General features: G+C 70.5%; 14 protein-coding genes, 3 tRNA genes and 1 pseudogene. 11 read left to right on the top strand and 7 right to left on the bottom strand.

Going from position 1 to position 17,692, the window contains the following annotated elements; genetic code table 11:
- Nucleotides 1-210: hypothetical protein (locus FJM51_RS24150; protein WP_210240278.1), on the bottom strand; the 210-nt coding region annotated here is incomplete at its 3' end.
- Here FJM51_RS24150 and FJM51_RS12850 point away from each other — a divergent pair.
- The 3 genes and pseudogenes from FJM51_RS12850 to FJM51_RS12860 all read left to right on the top strand — a co-directional run.
- Nucleotides 124-561, top strand: a pseudogene (locus FJM51_RS12850) (transposase); the annotation flags it as partial. The gene FJM51_RS24150 and the pseudogene FJM51_RS12850 sit on opposite strands and share 87 nt — an antisense overlap.
- A gap of 285 nt (nucleotides 562-846) precedes the next feature.
- Nucleotides 847-921: transfer RNA gene (locus FJM51_RS12855), tRNA-Val, on the top strand.
- 35 nt (nucleotides 922-956) lie between these two features.
- Nucleotides 957-1,032, top strand: a tRNA-Val gene (locus tag FJM51_RS12860).
- Between the two features lie 21 nt (nucleotides 1,033-1,053).
- Here FJM51_RS12860 and FJM51_RS12865 read toward each other — a convergent pair.
- The 3 genes from FJM51_RS12865 to FJM51_RS12880 all read right to left on the bottom strand — a co-directional run bounded on the left by FJM51_RS12865 (nucleotide 1,054) and on the right by FJM51_RS12880 (nucleotide 3,085).
- On the bottom strand, nucleotides 1,054-1,533 hold the full coding sequence (locus FJM51_RS12865; RefSeq protein WP_140454553.1) for a site-specific integrase: 480 nt from the start codon (nucleotides 1,531-1,533) through the stop codon (nucleotides 1,054-1,056).
- Nucleotides 1,534-2,492: 959 nt separating this feature from the next.
- Nucleotides 2,493-2,568: transfer RNA gene (locus FJM51_RS12875), tRNA-Ala, on the bottom strand.
- Between the two features lie 190 nt (nucleotides 2,569-2,758).
- The gene (locus FJM51_RS12880; RefSeq protein ID WP_140454554.1) at nucleotides 2,759-3,085 is read right to left on the bottom strand and encodes an FYDLN acid domain-containing protein; all 327 of its coding nucleotides are present in this window, start codon (nucleotides 3,083-3,085) and stop codon (nucleotides 2,759-2,761) included.
- Nucleotides 3,086-3,288: 203 nt separating this feature from the next.
- Here FJM51_RS12880 and FJM51_RS12885 point away from each other — a divergent pair, with 203 nt between their 5' ends.
- From FJM51_RS12885 to FJM51_RS12895, 3 genes are read left to right on the top strand one after another with little or no spacing between them, the layout of a single operon-like run.
- Nucleotides 3,289-4,602 (top strand): polyhydroxyalkanoate depolymerase, encoded by a 1,314-nt coding sequence (locus FJM51_RS12885; RefSeq protein WP_140454555.1) that lies wholly within the window; start codon nucleotides 3,289-3,291, stop codon nucleotides 4,600-4,602.
- A 30-nt stretch (nucleotides 4,603-4,632) separates the two neighbouring features.
- Nucleotides 4,633-5,388, top strand: coding sequence for a M48 family metallopeptidase (locus FJM51_RS12890; RefSeq protein ID WP_233713114.1), 756 nt, complete (start codon nucleotides 4,633-4,635; stop codon nucleotides 5,386-5,388).
- Between the two features lie 32 nt (nucleotides 5,389-5,420).
- Nucleotides 5,421-6,086 (top strand): GntR family transcriptional regulator, encoded by a 666-nt coding sequence (locus tag FJM51_RS12895; RefSeq protein WP_140454556.1) that lies wholly within the window; start codon nucleotides 5,421-5,423, stop codon nucleotides 6,084-6,086.
- A gap of 32 nt (nucleotides 6,087-6,118) precedes the next feature.
- Here FJM51_RS12895 and FJM51_RS12900 read toward each other — a convergent pair whose 3' ends face one another.
- Entirely contained in the window at nucleotides 6,119-8,788 is a 2,670-nt protein-coding gene (locus tag FJM51_RS12900; protein WP_140454557.1) for an HAD-IC family P-type ATPase, read from the bottom strand.
- A gap of 89 nt (nucleotides 8,789-8,877) precedes the next feature.
- Complete coding sequence (locus tag FJM51_RS12905; protein ID WP_140454558.1) at nucleotides 8,878-9,678, bottom strand: FCD domain-containing protein; 801 nt, start codon at nucleotides 9,676-9,678, stop codon at nucleotides 8,878-8,880.
- Nucleotides 9,679-9,920: 242 nt separating this feature from the next.
- Between FJM51_RS12905 and dld the strand changes: the two genes are divergently transcribed.
- The 5 genes from dld (at nucleotide 9,921) to FJM51_RS12930 (ending at nucleotide 16,276) form a co-directional block, all read left to right on the top strand.
- Nucleotides 9,921-11,606: a D-lactate dehydrogenase gene (dld, locus tag FJM51_RS12910; RefSeq protein WP_233713115.1), complete on the top strand. Its 1,686-nt coding sequence runs from the start codon at nucleotides 9,921-9,923 to the stop codon at nucleotides 11,604-11,606.
- A gap of 69 nt (nucleotides 11,607-11,675) precedes the next feature.
- Nucleotides 11,676-13,448: an L-lactate permease gene (locus tag FJM51_RS12915; protein WP_140454560.1), complete on the top strand. Its 1,773-nt coding sequence runs from the start codon at nucleotides 11,676-11,678 to the stop codon at nucleotides 13,446-13,448.
- Nucleotides 13,449-13,455: 7 nt separating this feature from the next.
- Nucleotides 13,456-14,223: a (Fe-S)-binding protein gene (locus tag FJM51_RS12920; RefSeq protein ID WP_140454561.1), complete on the top strand. Its 768-nt coding sequence runs from the start codon at nucleotides 13,456-13,458 to the stop codon at nucleotides 14,221-14,223.
- On the top strand, nucleotides 14,220-15,641 hold the full coding sequence (locus FJM51_RS12925; protein WP_140454562.1) for a lactate utilization protein B: 1,422 nt from the start codon (nucleotides 14,220-14,222) through the stop codon (nucleotides 15,639-15,641). Before FJM51_RS12920 ends, FJM51_RS12925 begins: the two co-directional genes overlap by 4 nt.
- Complete coding sequence (locus FJM51_RS12930; protein ID WP_140454563.1) at nucleotides 15,638-16,276, top strand: LutC/YkgG family protein; 639 nt, start codon at nucleotides 15,638-15,640, stop codon at nucleotides 16,274-16,276. The genes FJM51_RS12925 and FJM51_RS12930 overlap by 4 nt, the downstream gene beginning before the upstream one ends.
- Before the next feature lie 183 nt (nucleotides 16,277-16,459).
- Here FJM51_RS12930 and FJM51_RS12935 read toward each other — a convergent pair whose 3' ends face one another.
- On the bottom strand, nucleotides 16,460-17,689 hold the full coding sequence (locus FJM51_RS12935) for an FtsX-like permease family protein (protein WP_140454564.1): 1,230 nt from the start codon (nucleotides 17,687-17,689) through the stop codon (nucleotides 16,460-16,462).
- Nucleotides 17,690-17,692 lie beyond the last annotated feature (3 nt).

Genomic DNA, 17,692 nt, shown 5'->3' on the forward strand with positions numbered 1-17,692 from the left:
CTGACGGCTCGCACGGGGCTGCGCGCCGCCTTCGATCGGTTGTTCGAGCGGGTGGTCCTCGGGGCCGTGACAGCCTGACAGAGCCCTCTTCCGGCCGAACAGCCACGGTTCTTCAACAGCCCCACGGTTCACAAGCACCGGAACCTCCTGGCGCATGCCCCCAAGCGCCTGCACGACGAGCTGACCGAGGACTACCGCGACATGATCCATGCCGACACCGCCGCGGGGATCGAGCTCAGGCGGAAGATGTTCTTGCGGAAATGGCGCCTCAAGTGCCGGGCGGTCGCCGACAGCCTCGAGGAAGCGGGAGACCGGCTCTTCAGCTTCACTCGGCTCGATCCGTCGCAATGGAAATCCGCAAGGACGACCAATGCGATCGAGCGCCTGAACGAGGAATTCCGGCGCCGCGTCAAGACCCAGACCGTGCTGCCCCGCGCCGAAACCCCGCCCATGCTGCTCTGGGCCCTGCTGGCCTCCGGGCAGATCCAGATGCGCAAGGTCGACGGCTGGGAAACCCTCTCTCAGCCTCTCGAGCCGATGGCTCTTGATCTCGCCGCCTGAACGGCGCCAACTTCACGAGCCCGGAGCAGCTGCCAGGGAATCTCAACCACATTCGCGACACGACCAACCCTCGTTGAAAGCCGCCAGTGTAGGGCGAACCACCCGTCACAGGTCAGCCGCAGAAGGACATGCGGTCTTGCGATGCAACGGAACCATCCTGAGGAACAAATCAGCCGTGGCAAATGCGCGGATCACCCTGATTGCCGCGCGCGGGAGGAAAACTGGGCGATGGCGCGAAACAGGGGCTTGCGCAGCCCGCGGTCTGAGGCTATCTCGCACTCCGCCGGGCGATTAGCTCAGTGGTAGAGCGCTTCGTTCACATCGAAGATGTCGGGGGTTCAAATCCCTCATCGCCCACCATATCCCTCTCCGCTCGTGGGGATCGACTCCCGGCAGGGTGATTAGCTCAGTTGGTAGAGCGTCTCGTTTACACCGAGAATGTCGGCGGTTCGAGCCCGTCATCACCCACCAAAATCAATCACTTAGACAGCACTACTCCGGATTGTTCCCAATCCACGCGGGCGTGTTCCCAATTTCGGGCAGCAGCAGGATTGTCTCGGCGTTGAGATGTTCCACTTCCGCCCTCCTGGCGTAGTGCCGTGCCATGGCCTCGGACATGTGCCCGAGCATCGCCTTGACGCGGGCTATCCCGCCGAATGTGTCCGGGTTCCTGGCGACCGCCGTCGCGATCAGCGTCGCATTCGTGTGGCGCAGGCCGTGGAAGGTCGGGCGGAACGCGCCGGGCTCAAGCTCGTCGTTCCGCTCCGGGCGCAGGCCGAGGCGGATCAGTTCGGTGCGCCAGCTGGCGCCGAAGCCGGAGGCGGTCCAGGGATTCCCGCGGGAGTTCGTCAGCAGCGGCCGGCGCGGGTCGACGATCTCGGCCCTGCGCTTGGGCTCGCCTGCCGTTTCGGGCTGGTCACAGAGCTTCCATCCTCTCGCACCCCTTCGGCAGCTTGCCGGGGCTCTCCGCATAGAGCACACGGGGTGCGAAGCCCGGGCAGCCGTAGCCGGCGACGCGATGGCCTGGCAGCTTCTGGGTCTGCGTCGGGACCGGTGGTAGAAGCAGAGATGGGGCGCCCCGTGCTGGGGCGACAGCGGCGGCCGGGATGGTGGCGGTAGATGCTATCGGCGCGGCGCTGGGCGCCACGGTCGCGGGAGTGCCAGGGCCTGCCAGAGCCATGGCGGGCGTGCCTCCTTGGACCGGAACATACTCCATAGGCGGCGTGGCGGCGGTGGGCGTCGCGGACGCGACGGCGTTCGTGGCCACGGCGAGACCAGCGACCGCCGGCGCGTTGCTCAGAGGCGCGAGAGTGACATTGAGCGGGTTGGGCTTAAGATCCAGCATAGCGCCGGTGCCGGCGTCGACTCCCGCGCCAATGATGCCGCCGAGAACCACATTGCCGGCCATTGCGACGCCCCCTCCGCCGGCCACCCCGTTGGTCACATGCGCTCGAGCGGTCTCGTATCCGAGCTTGGAGATTGTCACGTCGAACTCGGAGCGCCTGGGCATCTTCAGAGCGCAGGGGGAAACGCAAGCGAACCCGTTTGTGGTCGTGACCTGCGCCTGGCTAGGCATGGTATTAACTTCGAACACGTCATTGGTTCCGCGAGTGATTGTGGCGCAGCCGCCAAGAAGCAGGGCCAGGCAGGGGCCGGCCATCCAACGAATTTTCATAGACATCTCCCTCTGTATTTCCACGGGAGAGGAATCAACTGAGGCGGTCAACGATTCGTGATAGCGCGCCCAGTTGCTCGTTAATGATTCGTGTTGCGATCGGCACAGTTCGCGGGGGCGGACCGATGGAAATGCCAGGAAGGACGGTTCTTGTCCGTTCCGATAGCGTCCTGAAGCTATTGGAAGGAGCCTTGGGGGAAAGACCCGGAGTGGCCTACAAATCGTCGTGTAATATCAATCGCTTGTCGGCGGGATTTGGTGGAGCCAAGGGGGATCGAACCCCTGACCTCTTGCATGCCATGCAAGCGCTCTCCCAGCTGAGCTATGGCCCCGTGGAGGCGGCTTTTAGGGGCACGGGCGGCGGGGTGCAAGGGGAAAAGAAGCGGAAATCGACGCGGTCCTCCGCTTTTTTCCGCGCCGCTTCCGGTGCCCTCGACCGGCCCGTGAAAAAGGCCCCGGCGCGGGAGCGGCGGGGCCTCGGATCTCGCGGCGGGCGTGGATGTCACGCCCGGAAGACGCGGATCAGTTCTCTTCCTCGCTGTTGCCGACATCGGCGATGTCGTCGATGTCGACGTTGTCCTCCTCGTCCTCGAGGATCTCGTCGCTCATGTCGTCGTCGCCGTCGATCACGTCGTCGTCGGTGTCGAGATCGGGCAGATCCTCGATGTCCATCGGCTCGGGCTTCGCCTTCTCCGGCCGGGGCGCCTTCGCCTTCGCGGCGGAGGAGAGGCTCTCGATCGAGAAGGTGGCGCCGCATTCGGGGCAGGTCATCGGGTCGTTGCGCAGGTCGTAGAACCGGGAGCCGCAGTGCGGGCAAACGCGCTTAACGCCCCATTCGTCCTTGGGCATCGGAAGTCCTTCGTGTGCGTGGGAGTCGAATCCGGCGTCGCATGCCACGGAGCGGCCGGGATGTCAAAGGGGTGTTGGTCGGTAACGCGCCGTTCTCCATGCGACCAAAGAAGGGCGGCTTCCGCCCGTTCGCCGGGCGAATGCCGCTTGTCCTCGCGATCAATCGTATTATTCTCGTTGTAACAAAATTTCGTGGGGTGGGTATGCTTCTTTACCATGCATATGAAATGACGCACGCCGCGTTGTCCCCGATGCGCGCGGCGGCGCGGATAAGCCAGGAAATGGTGAGCAATCCGCTCAACCTCCTGTCGGAAAGCTACGGCAATCGCGCGGTCTCAGCCGCGCTCGACATGTTCATCCAGGCGACCCGGCGCTACGGAAAGCCCGAATTCGGGCTCGAGACGACGCTCGTCGACGGCTTCGAGACGCCCGTCGTCGAGGAGGTGGTCTGGTCGCGTCCCTTCTGCGACCTGCTGCGGTTCCGGCGTGATTCGGCCGCCGCCGCGGCCCGGCGCGATCCGAAGGTGCTGATCGTCGCGCCGATGTCGGGGCATTACGCGACGCTCCTGCGCGGCACCGTCCAGGCGATGCTGCCCGAGCACGACGTCCACATCACCGACTGGGTCGACGCGCGGCAGGTGCCGCTCAGCCACGGCGATTTCGATCTCGACGACTATACCGACTATCTGATCGAGATGGTCCGGACGCTGGCCCGCGACGGCGAGCGGGTGCACGTGATGGCGGTCTGCCAGCCGGGCGTGCCCGCGCTGGTCGCGGCGAGCCTCATGGCGATGGAGCGCGATCCGCTGCGCCCGGCTTCGCTGACGCTGATGGGCTCGCCCATCGACACCGCGCGCAACCCGAAACAGCCGAACGAACTCGCGCAGAGCCATCCGCTGAGCTGGTTCGAGCAGAATGTCGTCGTGCGCGTGCCCTGGCCCAATCCCGGCGCGATGCGGCGCGTCTATCCCGGCTTCCTGCAGCTCTCGGGCTTCCTGTCGATGAATTTCGACCGGCACATGGACGCGCATATCTCGCAGTTCAAGAATCTCGTGAAGGGCGACGGCGACAGCGCCGAGGCGCACCGCCGTTTCTACGACGAATACATGGCGGTGATGGACCTGACCGCCGGCTTCTATCTCCAGACGATCGAGCGCGTGTTCCAGCGGCGCCTGCTCGCGCTCGGCGAATACCGCTATCGCGATCGCCCGGTCGATCCCGGCGCGATGACCGACATCGCGCTGATGACGATCGAGGGCGAGAAGGACGACATCACCGGCCTCGGCCAGACCGAGGCGGCGCAGGATCTCGCCCGGGGCCTGCCCGATTCGGAGCGGGAGCATCTCGTGGTCGAGGGGGTGGGGCATTACGGCGTCTTCAACGGGTCGCGCTGGCGCGGCTCCACCCAGCCCAGGGTGCGCGACTTCATCGCCGCGCATCGGCGCGACATCGCCCCGGCGCGGCCCCGGCTCGTCGTCTCCGACCGGATCGCCGCGGCGCCCCGGGCCGAGGTCTGAGCCGGCCGGACGGGGGAGGGCGCGTCCGGAGTGGCGGGTATCCTGCGGATCGGTGATCCGGAAATCGAGGTCCGCCTGCGCCGGGATGCGCGCTCGCGCCGGATGATCCTGCGCGTCGCCGGGCTCGCCTCGGGCGGGCCGGTGCTGACGATCCCGACCGCGGCGCCGCTCGCGGCCGCGCGGGCCTTTCTCGACGATCACGAGGACTGGCTGCGGCGCCACATGGCCGCCCGCCCGCGAATCGCGGTTCGCGACGGGACGAGGCTGCCGTTCGGCGACGGGGAACTCGCGATTCGCGCGGCCTCCGGCGGGCGGCGCCTGATCCATGCCGAAGGCGCGCTCCACGTTCCCGGCCGGCCCGCGGACCTGCCGGGCCGGGTGGCCGCCTTCGTGCGCGAGGCGGCGCGGGAGGCCTGCGCCGCCGCCTGCGACCGCCACGCGGCGGCGCTCGGGCGGAGCGTCCGGCGGATCACGCTCCGCGATCCGAAGGGGCGCTGGGGCTCCTGCACCGCGCGGGGCGACCTGATGTTCTCCTGGCGCCTCGCGCTCGCGCCGCGCGCGGTGCTCGACTATGTCGCCGCGCATGAGGTCGCGCATCTCGCGGAGATGAACCATTCCGCGCGGTTCTGGGCCGTCGTCGCGGGGCTCTGCCCGGATTACGCCGCGCCGCGCGACTGGCTCCGGCGCGAAGGGGTCCGGCTGCACGGCTACGATTTCTCGCGGCCCGGCCCCGCGGAGGAGGCGGGACACGATTCCGTGCCCGGGGCCGGATCATGGCGGCCTTGACGGGGCGGCGCGCTTCGTGGTCCGCATCGGCGATGACAGAGCCGCGCCCGATCCAGACCCTGCCCGGCGGAGACACCTCGCTCACCGCGCATGAGCGGGTCTATCGCGGCCTGCGGGCGCGGGTGATGTACGGGCTGATCGCGCCCGGCGCGGCGATGACGCTGCGCGGGATCGCCGCCGAATACGGCGTCTCGACCACCCCCGCGCGCGAGGCGGTGCGCCGGCTGGTCGCGGAGGGGGCGCTGAAGCTTTCCGCCTCCGGCCGGGTCTCGACGCCGGAACTGACCAACGAGCGGATCGAGGAACTCGCCTCCCTGCGCGCGCTGCTGGAGCCAGAACTCGCGAGCCGCGCGCTGCCGCGCGCGCATGTGGCGCTGATCGACCGGATGCAGGCGATCAACAACGTGATCGACGAGATGATCGTGAAGGGCGACGCGGCGGGCTATGTGCGGACCAATCTCGAATTCCACCGCACGCTCTACCTGCGCGCCCAGGCGCCGGCGATGCTCGGGCTGATCGAGACGGTCTGGCTGCAGTCCGGTCCCACGATGCGCGCGCTCTACGAGCGGCTGCAGCGGCGGCAGGCGGCGGAGAACCATCGCAAGATCATCGCCGCGCTCCGCGCCGGGGACAACCCCGGCCTGAGGCTCGCCGTGCGGATGGACGTGACCCAGGGCCTGCGGATGCTGGCGGGGTAGGGCGCCGGGATCCGCGCGGCCCTCCCGCGCGGCTAGCTCCGGAGGTCCGCGAAGAGGCCGAGCCGGCGCATCAGGAGCTTCTCCGCCTCGAGCAGCAGCATCAGCCCCACCCCGAGCGCGAGGATCATCGCCCCGTCGGCGAGGCGGAGCGGGCGGGTGTCGAAGATCGCGGCCATGAAGGGCGCGTAGGTGAAGGCGAACTGCGCGAGCACCAGCGCCGCGATCGCGCCGAGGACCGCCGGCGTGCCGAGCGCGCCGCGCCAGGTCAGCGAGCGCATCGTCAGGTAGCGCACGTTGAAGAGATAGAAGATCTCCGCGACGACCGTCATGTTGACCGCCATGGTGCGCGCGTATTCGGTCGCCTCGCCCCGGCCGAGCGCCTGGAGGAAGACGAAGAGCGTCGCCGCGGCGATCAGCGCGGAGACGAGCACGACGCGCCAGATCAGGAAGCCCGAGAGCAGCGGCGCGCCCGCGCCGCGCGGCGGGCGGGTCATGACGCCCGGCTCCGGCGGCTCGAAGGCGAGGACGAGGCCGAGGCCGACGCTCGTCACGAGGTTCACCCAGAGGATCTGCGTCGGGCTCATCGGCAGCGCGAAGCCGACGAAGATCGCGGCGATCACCGCCAGCGCCTCGCCGCCGTTGGTCGGGAGCGTCCAGGAGATCACCTTGCGGATGTTGTCGTAGACGGTGCGGCCCTCGCTCACCGCCGCGACGATGGAGGCGAAATTGTCGTCGAGCAGCACCATCTCCGCCGCCTCGCGCGCCGCCTCGGTGCCCTGACGGCCCATCGCGGTGCCGACATCGGCCTGTTTCAGGGCCGGCGCGTCGTTCACGCCGTCGCCGGTCATCGCGACGATCGCGCCATCGGCCTGGAGCGCGCGCACGATGCGGAGCTTGTGCTCGGGGCTCGTGCGCGCGAAGACCGCCACCCCGGGCACGGCGCGGGCGAGGCCCGCGTCGTCGAGCGCGTCCACCTCCGCCCCGGTCATCGCCTCGATCCGGTCGGCGAGGCCGAGCTGGCGGCCGATCGCGAGCGCGGTGTCGGCGTGGTCGCCGGTGATCATCTTCACCGCGACGCCGGCGGAGCGGCATCGGGCGATCGCGGCCACCGCCTCCGGCCGGGGCGGGTCGAGGAAACCCATGAGCCCGAGGAACTCGACCCCCTCGGCGAGATCGGCGGGGGTGAGCTGGCCGGGCAGCGCCTCCAGGCGCTTCGCGGCGAAGCCGAGCACGCGCTCGCCCTGGCGGGCGAGATCGGCGATCCGGGCCTCCCAGTCGCCGCCCCGGGCGCCTGCCATCGCGAGCAGCGCCTCGGGCGCGCCCTTCACGTAGATCATGCCCGCGCCGTCGGGGCCTTCGTGCAGCGTCGCCATGTAGCGATGCGCGGCGTCGAACGGGATCTCGTCGCGGCGCGGCCACTGGCCCCGCGCATGGGCGGGATCGAGCCCCGCCTTCATCGCGAGCGCGACCAGCGCGCCCTCCATCGGATCGCCCCGCGTCGTCCATTCGCCCGCTTCCTCGCGCAGCGTCGCGTCGTTGCACATCATGCCGCAGGAGAGAATCGGGGAGAGCGCGGCGATCGCCCGGGCGTCGTCGCCGTGGTTCTCGGCGTTGAGCGCGCCCGTCGGCGCGTAGCCGACGCCGCCGACGCGGACATCGTGGCCGGGGACGAGCACGTGGCGTACCGTCATCTCGTTCAGCGTCAGCGTGCCGGTCTTGTCGGTGCAGATGACCGAGACCGCGCCGAGCGTCTCGACCGCGGGCAGCTTGCGCACCACCGCGCGGCGGGCCGCCATCCGGCGCACGCCGATCGCCATGGTGATCGTCATCACCGCCGGCAGCCCCTCCGGCACGACGCCGACGGTGAGCGCCACGACCGCGATCAGCGCCTCGGTCCAGTCGAAGCCGCGGGCGAAGACGGCGAAGAGGAAGAGTGCGAGCCCGGCCACCAGCACGACGCGGGTGAAGAGGATGGCGAATCGGTCGATCTGGCGCAGGAGCGGCGTCACCATCCGCTCCACATCCTGAATGAGGCGGCTGATCCGGCCGATCTCGGTCCGGGGGCCGGTCGCGACGACGACGCCCATGCCCTGGCCGGTGGCGACGAGCGTGCCCGAGAAGGCCATGCCCGCGCGGTCGCCGAGCGGCGCGTCGGGGGCGACCGGCGCCTCGGCCTTGGCGGCGGTGACGGATTCCCCGGTCAGCGGCGCCTCGTCGACGCTGAGCCCCCGGGCGCGGATGAGCCGCAGGTCGGCCGGCACCCGCTCGCCCGCCTCGAGCAGCACGACGTCCCCCGGCACCAGTTCCTCGACGCCCACGATCAGCCGCTCGCCGCCGCGCAGCACGGTGGCACGCGGCGAGATCAGGCTCCCGATCGCCCGGAGCGACTGTTCGGCGCGGCCTTCCTGCGCGAAGCCGACGATCGCGTTGATGATGACCACGACGACGATCACGCCCGCGTCGATCACATGGCCGAGCAGGCCGGCCGCGAGCGCGCCGGCGAGCAGCACGTAGATGAGCGTGTTGTTGAACTGCGCGAGGAAGCGGAGCACGGGATGGACCGGCGCGGCCGCGGGGAGCGCGTTCGGCCCGACCTCGCCCAGCCGCCGGCTCGCCTCCGATGTCTCGAGCCCCGAGGCCCTCGACTCGACCCGCGCCAGCGCCTCGTCGCCCGTCAGCGCGTGCCATTCCTCGCCCGCCACCCGTCGCCCTCCCTTCGATATGCCTCCCTTCCCGGATAGGCCAGCGCGCCCGGGAACGGAAGGCGGGGCGGGGGACAAGTCGTCGCGGCTCAGCCGGCGCCGGTCGCGGGCCTGGTCCGGGCGCGGGAACTGAGGCTGCCGCCGTCGATGCGGCGCAGCGAGATCTCGAGCCGCGCCTCGGCCGCGGCGATCTCGGCGAGCACCCGGCGGGTATAGGCCATGTGCTCCTCCGCCGCCCCGCCGGCGGCGGCGGGATCGCGCGCCATCACCGCGTCGAAGATCGCGCGATGCTGCGTCAGCAGCACCTCGCGCACCTCGGGCCGGGCATAGAGCTTCTCGCGGTTGTGGAACACGCCCCGGCGCAGCATGCCCGAGAGCGCGCGCATGATCTGGAGCAGCACGACATTGTGGCTCGCCTCGTAGATCGCGACGTGCAGGTCGACATCGGCGTCCGCCTCGTCATGCGGGTCGGCCTTGGCATGGGCGGCGTCGATGCGCTCGGCGCAGCGGCGCAGCGTGTCGCGGTCCACGTCGTTCGCGCGCGTCGCGGCGAGCGTCGCCGCCATGCCCTCGAGCGTGCCGCGCAGTTCGAGATAGTCGTTCACCACCTCGCCCCGGCTCGACATGAGCTCGATCAGCGGATCGGTGATGCTGGTCGCGAGCGGGGCGACCACGCGCGCGCCGCCCGGCTCCGCGACGAGCAGCCCGCGCTCCTCCAGGAGCTTCATTCCCTGGCGCAGCGTCGGCCGCGAGACGTTGAGCCGCAGCGCCATCTCCCGTTCGGGCAGCAGCGGCTCGCCCGGGCGGAGCGATCCCTCGAGGATCAGGTCCTCGATGTGCCGGGCGGTGGATTCGGCGGCGCCGATCCCCTTGATGCCATCCCTCGCCAAGATGCCTCCCTCCGGTCGGAGCCTGCCAGTCGCCTCTTCTAACCCGATCGCGGGACAGGGTGAAGAAGGTTTCAGGGTTGACGATCGTGGTAAAAATGTTTTACCAAACACGAAACACCGGTTCAACAAAGAGCCAGGCAGCCGGCGCGAATCTCAGGATTTCGCGCTCGCGCCGCGACGAGGAGGAAGCGCCGGATGAAGTCCCCCCGACCATCGACGATGCTTGCCCGCGGGGCCACCGCGTGACCGTCGCCCCGGAAAGGCTGCTCGCCGAGCTTCGCGGCATCGTCGGCCCGGCGCATGTGCTCACGCGCGACCGCGACACCCGCGCCTTCACGAAGGGCTTCCGCTTCGGCGGTGGGCCGGTGGTCGCGGTGGTCCGGCCCGGCACTCTCGTCGAGCAGTGGCGCGTGCTGAACGCCGCGATCGCCGCGGGGCGCGCGGTGATCTTCCAGGCGGCCAATACCGGCCTCACGGGCGGCTCGACGCCCTGGGGCGAGGACTACGGCCGCGAGATCGTGCTGGTCTCGCTCCGCCGCCTCGGGGGCATCCATCTGATCGACGCGGGCCGGCAGGTGGTCTGCCTGCCCGGCGCCACGCTCGACGCGCTCGAGAAGGCGCTCCGCCCGCTCGGGCGCGAGCCGCATTCGGTGATCGGCTCCTCCTGCATCGGCGCCTCGGTGCTGGGGGGCATCTGCAACAATTCGGGCGGCGCGCTGATCCGGCGCGGCCCGGCCTATACCGAGATGAGCCTCTACGCCGAGGTGCGCGACGACGGGACCGTGGCGCTCGTCAACCATCTCGGCCTGCCGCTCGGCAACGATCCGGAGGAGATCCTCGCCCGGGTCGAGCGCGGCGACCTGCCGGCGCCGGAGCCGACGGAGGCCTGGGGTTCGGACCGCGAATACAGCGCCCATGTGCGCGAGGTGGACGCGGAGACGCCCGCCCGGTTCAACGCCGACCCGCGGCGGCTCCGCGAGGCGGCGGGCTGCGCCGGCAAGCTCGCGGTCTTCGCGGTGCGGCTCGACACGTTCGAGGCCGAGACGGAAACGGCGGTCTTCTACGTCGGCACCAACGACCCGGACGAGCTGACCACGATCCGCCGCCACATCCTCGCGCATTTCGAGCATCTGCCGATCGCGGGCGAATACATCCACCGCGACGCCTACGACGTGGCGGCGAGATACGGCAAGGACACCTTCCTCTTCATCCAGCGCGCGGGCACCGACCGGATGCCCGCCTTCTTCGCCGCGAAGGCGAAGGCCGACGCGCTGACCGAGCGGCTCGGCCTCGGCGCGACGCTGACCGACCGGATCGCGCAGGGAGTGGCCGCGCTCGCGCCCCAGCATCTCCCCGCGCGGATGAACGACTTCCGCGACCGCTACGAGCATCACCTGCTGCTCCGGATGGGCGGCGGCGGGATCGCCGAGGCGCGGGCCTGGCTCGGGACGCTGTTCCCCTCCGCGACCGGCGACGTCTTCGAATGCACGGCCGAGGAGGGCAAGGCCGCCTTCCTGCACCGCTTCGCCGTCGCGGGCGCCGCGAACCGCTATCGCGCCGTCCACGCGCGCGAGGTCGAGGACATCCTCGCGCTCGACATCGCGCTGCGCCGCGACGATCGCGACTGGGTCGAGCATCTTCCGCCCGAGATGGAGGCGAAGATAGAAAAGAAGCTCTATTACGGGCACTTCTTCTGTCATGTCTTTCACCAGGACTACGTGGTAAGGAAGGGGCATGACTGCCTCGCGCTCGAACACGAGATGTGGCGGCTGCTCGACGACCGCGGCGCGGAATATCCGGCCGAGCACAATGTCGGCCACCTCTACCACGCGAAGCCCGCGCTCGCGGACTTCTACCGGTCGCTCGATCCCACCAACAGCCTCAATCCCGGGATCGGCCAGACCTCGAAGCGCGCCCACTGGCACTGACGCCGGGCGTCCCCGTCAAGAACAAGATCAACCGGGACCGCCGAGGGCGGCCCATTACCGGAGGGAAAGATGCCAGGATTCCTGACATTCCTGCTCGCCTTGCTGCCGATCGCGACGGTATTCGTGCTGCTCGTCGTGCTCGCGCGCTCGGCCAAGTTCTCGATGCTCGTCGCCTATGTCGTCACCGTCATCACCGCGCTCCTCGTCTGGGGCACCGATCTCGCGAAGGTCGCGGGCGCCACGGTGAACGGCGTCGTGACGGCGATCAGCCTGCTCTACATCGTCTTCGGCGCGATCCTGATGCTCTACGCGCTCGAGGAGAGCGGCGGCATCCGGGCGATCCGGAACGGCTTCACCCGGATCTCCCCCGACCGGCGGATCCAGGCCATCATCATCGCCTGGCTCTTCGGCTCGCTGATCGAGGGCGCCTCGGGCTTCGGCACGCCGGCGGCGATCGCCGCGCCGCTCCTGGTCGCGATCGGCTTCCCGGCCATGGCCGCGGTCATGGTCACGCTCATCATCCAGTCGACGCCGGTCTCCTTCGGCGCGGTCGGCACCCCGATCCTCGTCGGCGTCAAGACCGGGCTCGCGGATCAGGCGATCGTCAACTCGACCATCGCGCCGACGCCCTTCCTCGAATACCTGTTCCAGATCGCCGCCAAGGTCGCGATGATCCACGGGCTGATCGGCTTCCTGATCCCGCTCATCATGATCGGCATGCTGACCCGCTTCTTCGGCGCCAACCGCTCCTTCGCGGAAGGATTCCGGGTCTGGAAGTTCGCGCTCTTCGCGGGCCTCGCTTTCACCGTGCCCTATTACCTGATCGCCTCGATCCTCGGGCCGGAGTTCCCGTCGCTCCTCGGCGGCCTGATCGGCCTCGCCATCGTGATCCCGGCCGCGCGCCGCGGTTTCCTGATGCCGGCGGACACGTTCGAATTCCCGGCGCGCAAGGACTGGGATCCGGCCTGGGTCGGCAAGCTCGACGATCTCGAGGACCACAGGGCCGGCCAGCCGCTCATGTCGCTCGCCAAGGCCTGGGCTCCCTACGTCTTCGTCGTGGCGCTGCTGGTGCTGACGCGCACCATCCTGCCGGTGAAGGCCTGGCTGACCTCGCCCGAGATGACGCTCGCCTTCGACAACCTCTTCGGCTCGGGCATCAACGCGCGGGTGCAGGTGCTCTACCTGCCGGGCACGATCCTGATCCTCGCCTCGCTCTTCACCTTCTTCCTGCACCGGATGACGGCGAAGGACTACGGCCGGGCGCTGCGCTCCTCCGGCTCCGCGATGGTGGCGGCGGCCCCGGCGCTCATGCTCGCCGTGCCGATGGTGCAGGTGTTCCTGAACTCGGCCTCCGACCGGCTCGCCTCGATGCCGATCGTGCTCGCCGAGGGCGTCTCGAACGCGGTGGGCCAGGCCTGGCCGATGTTCGCGCCGCTGATCGGGGCGATGGGCGCCTTCGTCGCCGGGTCGAACACGATCTCGAACATGATGTTCTCGCTCTTCCAGTTCTCGACGGCGGAGCAGATCGGCCTCGGGGCCACCGGCGCGATGCTGGTCGTGGCGCTGCAGGCGATCGGCGGCGCGGCGGGCAACATGATCTGCGTGCACAACGTCGTCGCGGCCTCGGCCACGGTCGGCCTCGTCGACCGCGAGGGCGAGATCATCCGCAAGACGCTGATCCCGATGGCCTATTACGTTGTGCAGGGCGGGCTCATCGGCACCGCGCTGATCGCGGGCGGCTTCAACATGTGGTGGATCGCGGCGATCGTCTGGGCGGTGGCGGTGATCGGCTTCATGGCGGTGAACCGCGGCCGGACGGCCCCGGCCGTCGCGGCGGAGTGAGGCGGCCATGACCCAGGCATCCGGCCCCCGCGTCGCACTCTTCGTCACCTGCCTCGTCGATGCGATGCGGCCCCGGATCGGCTTCGCCGCGATCCGGGTGCTGGAGGAGGCCGGATGCGTGGTCGAGGTCCCCGAGGCGCAGACCTGCTGCGGCCAGCCCGCCTTCAACAGCGGCGACGACGCCGACACGAAGGCGCTGGCCCGCCAGGTGATCTCGGTCTTCGATGGCTACGACCACGTGGTCGTGCCCTCGGGCTCCTGCGCCGGGACCATCGCGCATGGCTATCCCGAGCTTCTCGCGGATGACCCGGTCTGGGGGCCGCGCGCGAAGGCGCTGGCGGGGAAGACGCGCGAGATCCTGAGCTTCCTCGTCGACGTGATGGGCTACCGGCCGGAAGGCCGGAGCCTGCCCGCGAGCGCGACCTATCACGACAGCTGCTCGGGGCTCCGCGAGATGGGCGTGAAGGCCCAACCCCGCGCGCTCCTCGCTGGAATCGACGGGCTCGAGATGCGCCCGCTCGAGGGCGCGGAGGTCTGCTGCGGCTTCGGCGGGACCTTCTGCGTGAAATACCCCGCGATCTCGAACGGGATCGTGGGCGAGAAGGCGGCGGCGATCGAGGCCACGGGCGCCGACCTGCTGCTCGCGGGCGATCTCGGGTGTCTCATGAACATGGCGGGCAAGCTCCATCGCGAGGGCTCGAAGGTCCGCTGCTTCCACACGGTGGAGGTCGTGGCCGGCATGGCCGACGGCCCGGCGATCGGAGAGGCCGAATGAGCGACGCGCCCCATGCCGAGGCCGAGGCGCCGGATTTCAAGACCCGCGCCGGGATCGCGCTCGCGGACCGCACGCTGAAGATCGCGATCGACCGCACCACCAACACGGCCGAGACGAAGCGCGCCGCCGCGGTCGGCGCCTTCCCGGAATTCGAGGCGGCGCGCGAGCGGGGCAGGGCGATCAAGGACCACGTGATCGCCAATCTCGGCCACTACCTCGAGACCTTCGAGCGCAACGCCACCGCCTCCGGCGCGAAGGTTCACTGGGCCGCCGACGACGCGGAGGCCCGCGCCATCGTCGTCCGGCTCTGCCGCGAGGCGGGCGCGCGCAGCGTCACGCGCTCGAAATCCATGCTCGGCGAGGAGATCGGCCTGCCCGACGCGCTCGCCGAGGCGGGGATCGAGCGGGTGGAGACCGATCTCGCCGAACACATCATCCAGCTCGCCGGCGAGCACCCCTCGCACATCATCTGGCCCGCGATGCACCGCACCCGCGAGCAGGTGGCCGATCTCTTCCGCGAGGGCCATGTGCCCCCGCCGAGCGCCGAGGATCCGGGCTCGATGGTGCGAAGCGCCCGGCGCGTGCTGCGCGAGAAGTTCCTCGGCGCGGACGTGGGCATCTCGGGCGCGAACTTCCTGATCGCGGACACCGGCGCCACCTGCACCGTGACGAACGAGGGCAACGCCGAGCTCACCACCACGCCGCCCCGCGTCCATATCGTGACCGCCGGGATCGAGAAGCTGGTGCCCTCGACCGCCCATGCCTTCGCGCTGCTGCGGCTGCTCGTGCGCTCCGCGACCGGGGGCGAGATGACGCAGTACACCACCTTCCACCGCGGGCCGAAACGGCCGGGCGACGCGGACGGGCCGGAGGAGATGCACATCGTCCTCGTCGACAACGGCCGCTCCCGGATGCTCGGCGACGAGTTCCGCGACATGCTCCGCTGCATCCGCTGCGGCGCCTGCATGAACCACTGCGTCGTCTACCGCCAGATCGGCGGCCATGCCTATGGCGGCACCTATCCCGGACCGATGGGCGCGGTGCTGACGCCGGTGCTCGACGGGCTCGCCAAATCGCGCGACCTGCCCTTCGCCTGCACGATGAACGGCCGCTGCGCCGAGGTCTGCCCGGTCCGGATCCCGCTCCCGACGCTGCTCCGCGCCTGGCGCGGGCGGAGCTGGCGCGAGAATCTGGAGCCGCGGGCGATGCGCGCGGGGCTCGGCCTCTGGGCCTGGGTCGCGCGGCGACCCCGGCTCTACCGCCTCGCGAGCGGGCTCGGCGTCCGGGCGCTCCGTCTCATGGGCAAGGGCGGCTGGGTCGGCTCCGTGCCGCTCGCGGGCGGCTGGACCGCCTATCGCGACCTGCCGCGACCTTCGGGGAAGACCTTCATGGAACAGTACCGGGGGGGCCGGAAATGAGCGCGCGCGAACGGATCTTCTCGGCCGTGCGGGCCGAGCTCAGCGCAGCCCGCGACCCGGCTCAGATCGCGGGGGAGGCCGCGGCGCTGCTCGCCGAGCCAGACGCGGTCCGCCCGCGCCTCGCCGGGGCGACGCTCGCGGAGAGCTTCGCGATCAAGGCCACCGCGCTCGGCACCACGATCGACCGGGTGCCCGCGCTCGACGCGGTGCCGGAGGCGGTGGCGCGCTACCTCGCGGGGCAGGGGCTCCGCCCCTCGGTCGCGCTCGACGGCGCGCCGGAGTTGCGCGGGCTCGACTGGGGCGCGGTCGAAACCCATTCCGCCATCGCCCCGGACGAGGCGGCGGGGGTCGGGCTCGCGCGCTTCGGCGTCGCGGAGAGCGGTTCCATCGTGATCCATTCGGGTCCCGAGACGCCGATCCTGCTCGCCTTCCTGCCTCTCCATCACGTCGTGGTGCTGCGGGTGGCGGACATGCTCGCCCATCTCGAGGATTACGCGGCCCGGCTCGAGGGGACGGAGCCGCCGAGGAACGCGATCCTGATCACCGGGCCGAGCGGCACCACCGACATCGAGGGCAGCTACGTCCGGGGCGCGCATGGCCCGGGCTTCGTGCACGTCATCCTCGTGGAGGAATGACGCCGCGGACCATGACCGGCCATGATGGTAAACCGGATAACCACCGCGCCCCCCGATCTACCGGTAGCAGCCCGCGGGCCGGGGCGGGAGATCCTTCCCGTCGGTCAGGTTAACGAGCGGAGCCCGGCCCCGGCCGCGCCGATGCGATCCGCGTCGCGCAGGGGTGGGTGCCCGCACCCACCTTCACCCCCGCAGCGCCGCCGCCGGCGACTGGCGGTAGGCGATCGCCGCCGGGATCAGCGCGCAGGCGCCCGCCGCCGCGAGCAGGCCGAGGACGAGCCCGAGATCACTGGCTGCGAATTCGACCGGCATCGCCACGCCGCTCGCCGCTTCGATCCGGGCGGAGATGAGGCGCGCGGCGAGCCAGCCGAGGCCGATCCCGGCCGCGACGCCCGCCGCGGCGATCAGCGCCACCTCGCCCCAGACGATCAGGAAGATGACGCCCCGGCTCGCGCCGAAGGCGCGGAGCGCGCCGATCTGGCGCTGCCGCTGCGTCACATGGAGAAGCGCGACCAGCAGCACCGCCGCGGCGACAAGCGCCTGCGCGGCGATCGCGACCGCGGAGAGCACGCTCCGCGCGTCGCCGAGTGTCCCGTAGAGCCGGGTCAGCACCTCGGCCGGGAAGACCGCCACGGACCGGTCTCCCCGGTAGTGCTGGCGCAGGTTGTAGGCGTCCGCGATCGTGTGGCCGCGCACAACGATGGCGGGCACGCCCGGCGCGTTGGGGGCGGCGACCGCGGCGGGGTTCACCGGCTGATCCGCGTCGAGCGCCCCTTCGTGATGCCGCGCGTCGCCTTCCTTGTCATGGCCCGCTTCCATCCCGTGGCTCTGCCAGACCGCCTCGATCGGCACGAGGATCGCCCGGTCCCAGGGGGAGCCGGTCGGACTCAGCACGCCGCGCACCGTATAGGTCGTGCCCTGATGCACCTCCCCCTCGGCGGCGAGTTCGGCATGGACCGGGTGGAACGTGTCGCCCGGCGCCATCGGCACCCGCGCGCCCACCACCGCGTCGCCGAGCCGCGCGAAGCCCTGGCCCTTCGCGATTCCGCCGAGCCCGTCGATCAGCGCCCCGGTCGTCCCGACCACCGGCCAGCCCTCGTGCGCGTCGCCGAAGCCGATCGGCGCGGCCCAGGCCACGCGCGGATCGGCGGCGAGTTCGCCCATCACCGCGCCCGGCATCAGCGGCAGCGGCGCGGGCTGCAGGAAGACGGACGAGAGCACGAGCTGCGTCTCGCTCGCCGGCGCGCCGATCACGAGGTCGAAGGCGTCCGCCGCCCGGGCGCTGCCGAGCCGGAGCGCGCGTTCCTGCAGCGTCACGGTGATGCCGAGCGCGGTGGCGAAGGCGATGATGAGCGCGATCGCGAGCGCGCCCGGCCAGGCCCGGCGCAGGTCGGCGAGGATGAAGCGGAGCAAGTC

Source organism: Amaricoccus solimangrovi, from assembly GCF_006385685.1.
Taxonomy (GTDB): Bacteria; Pseudomonadota; Alphaproteobacteria; order Rhodobacterales; family Rhodobacteraceae; genus Amaricoccus; species Amaricoccus solimangrovi.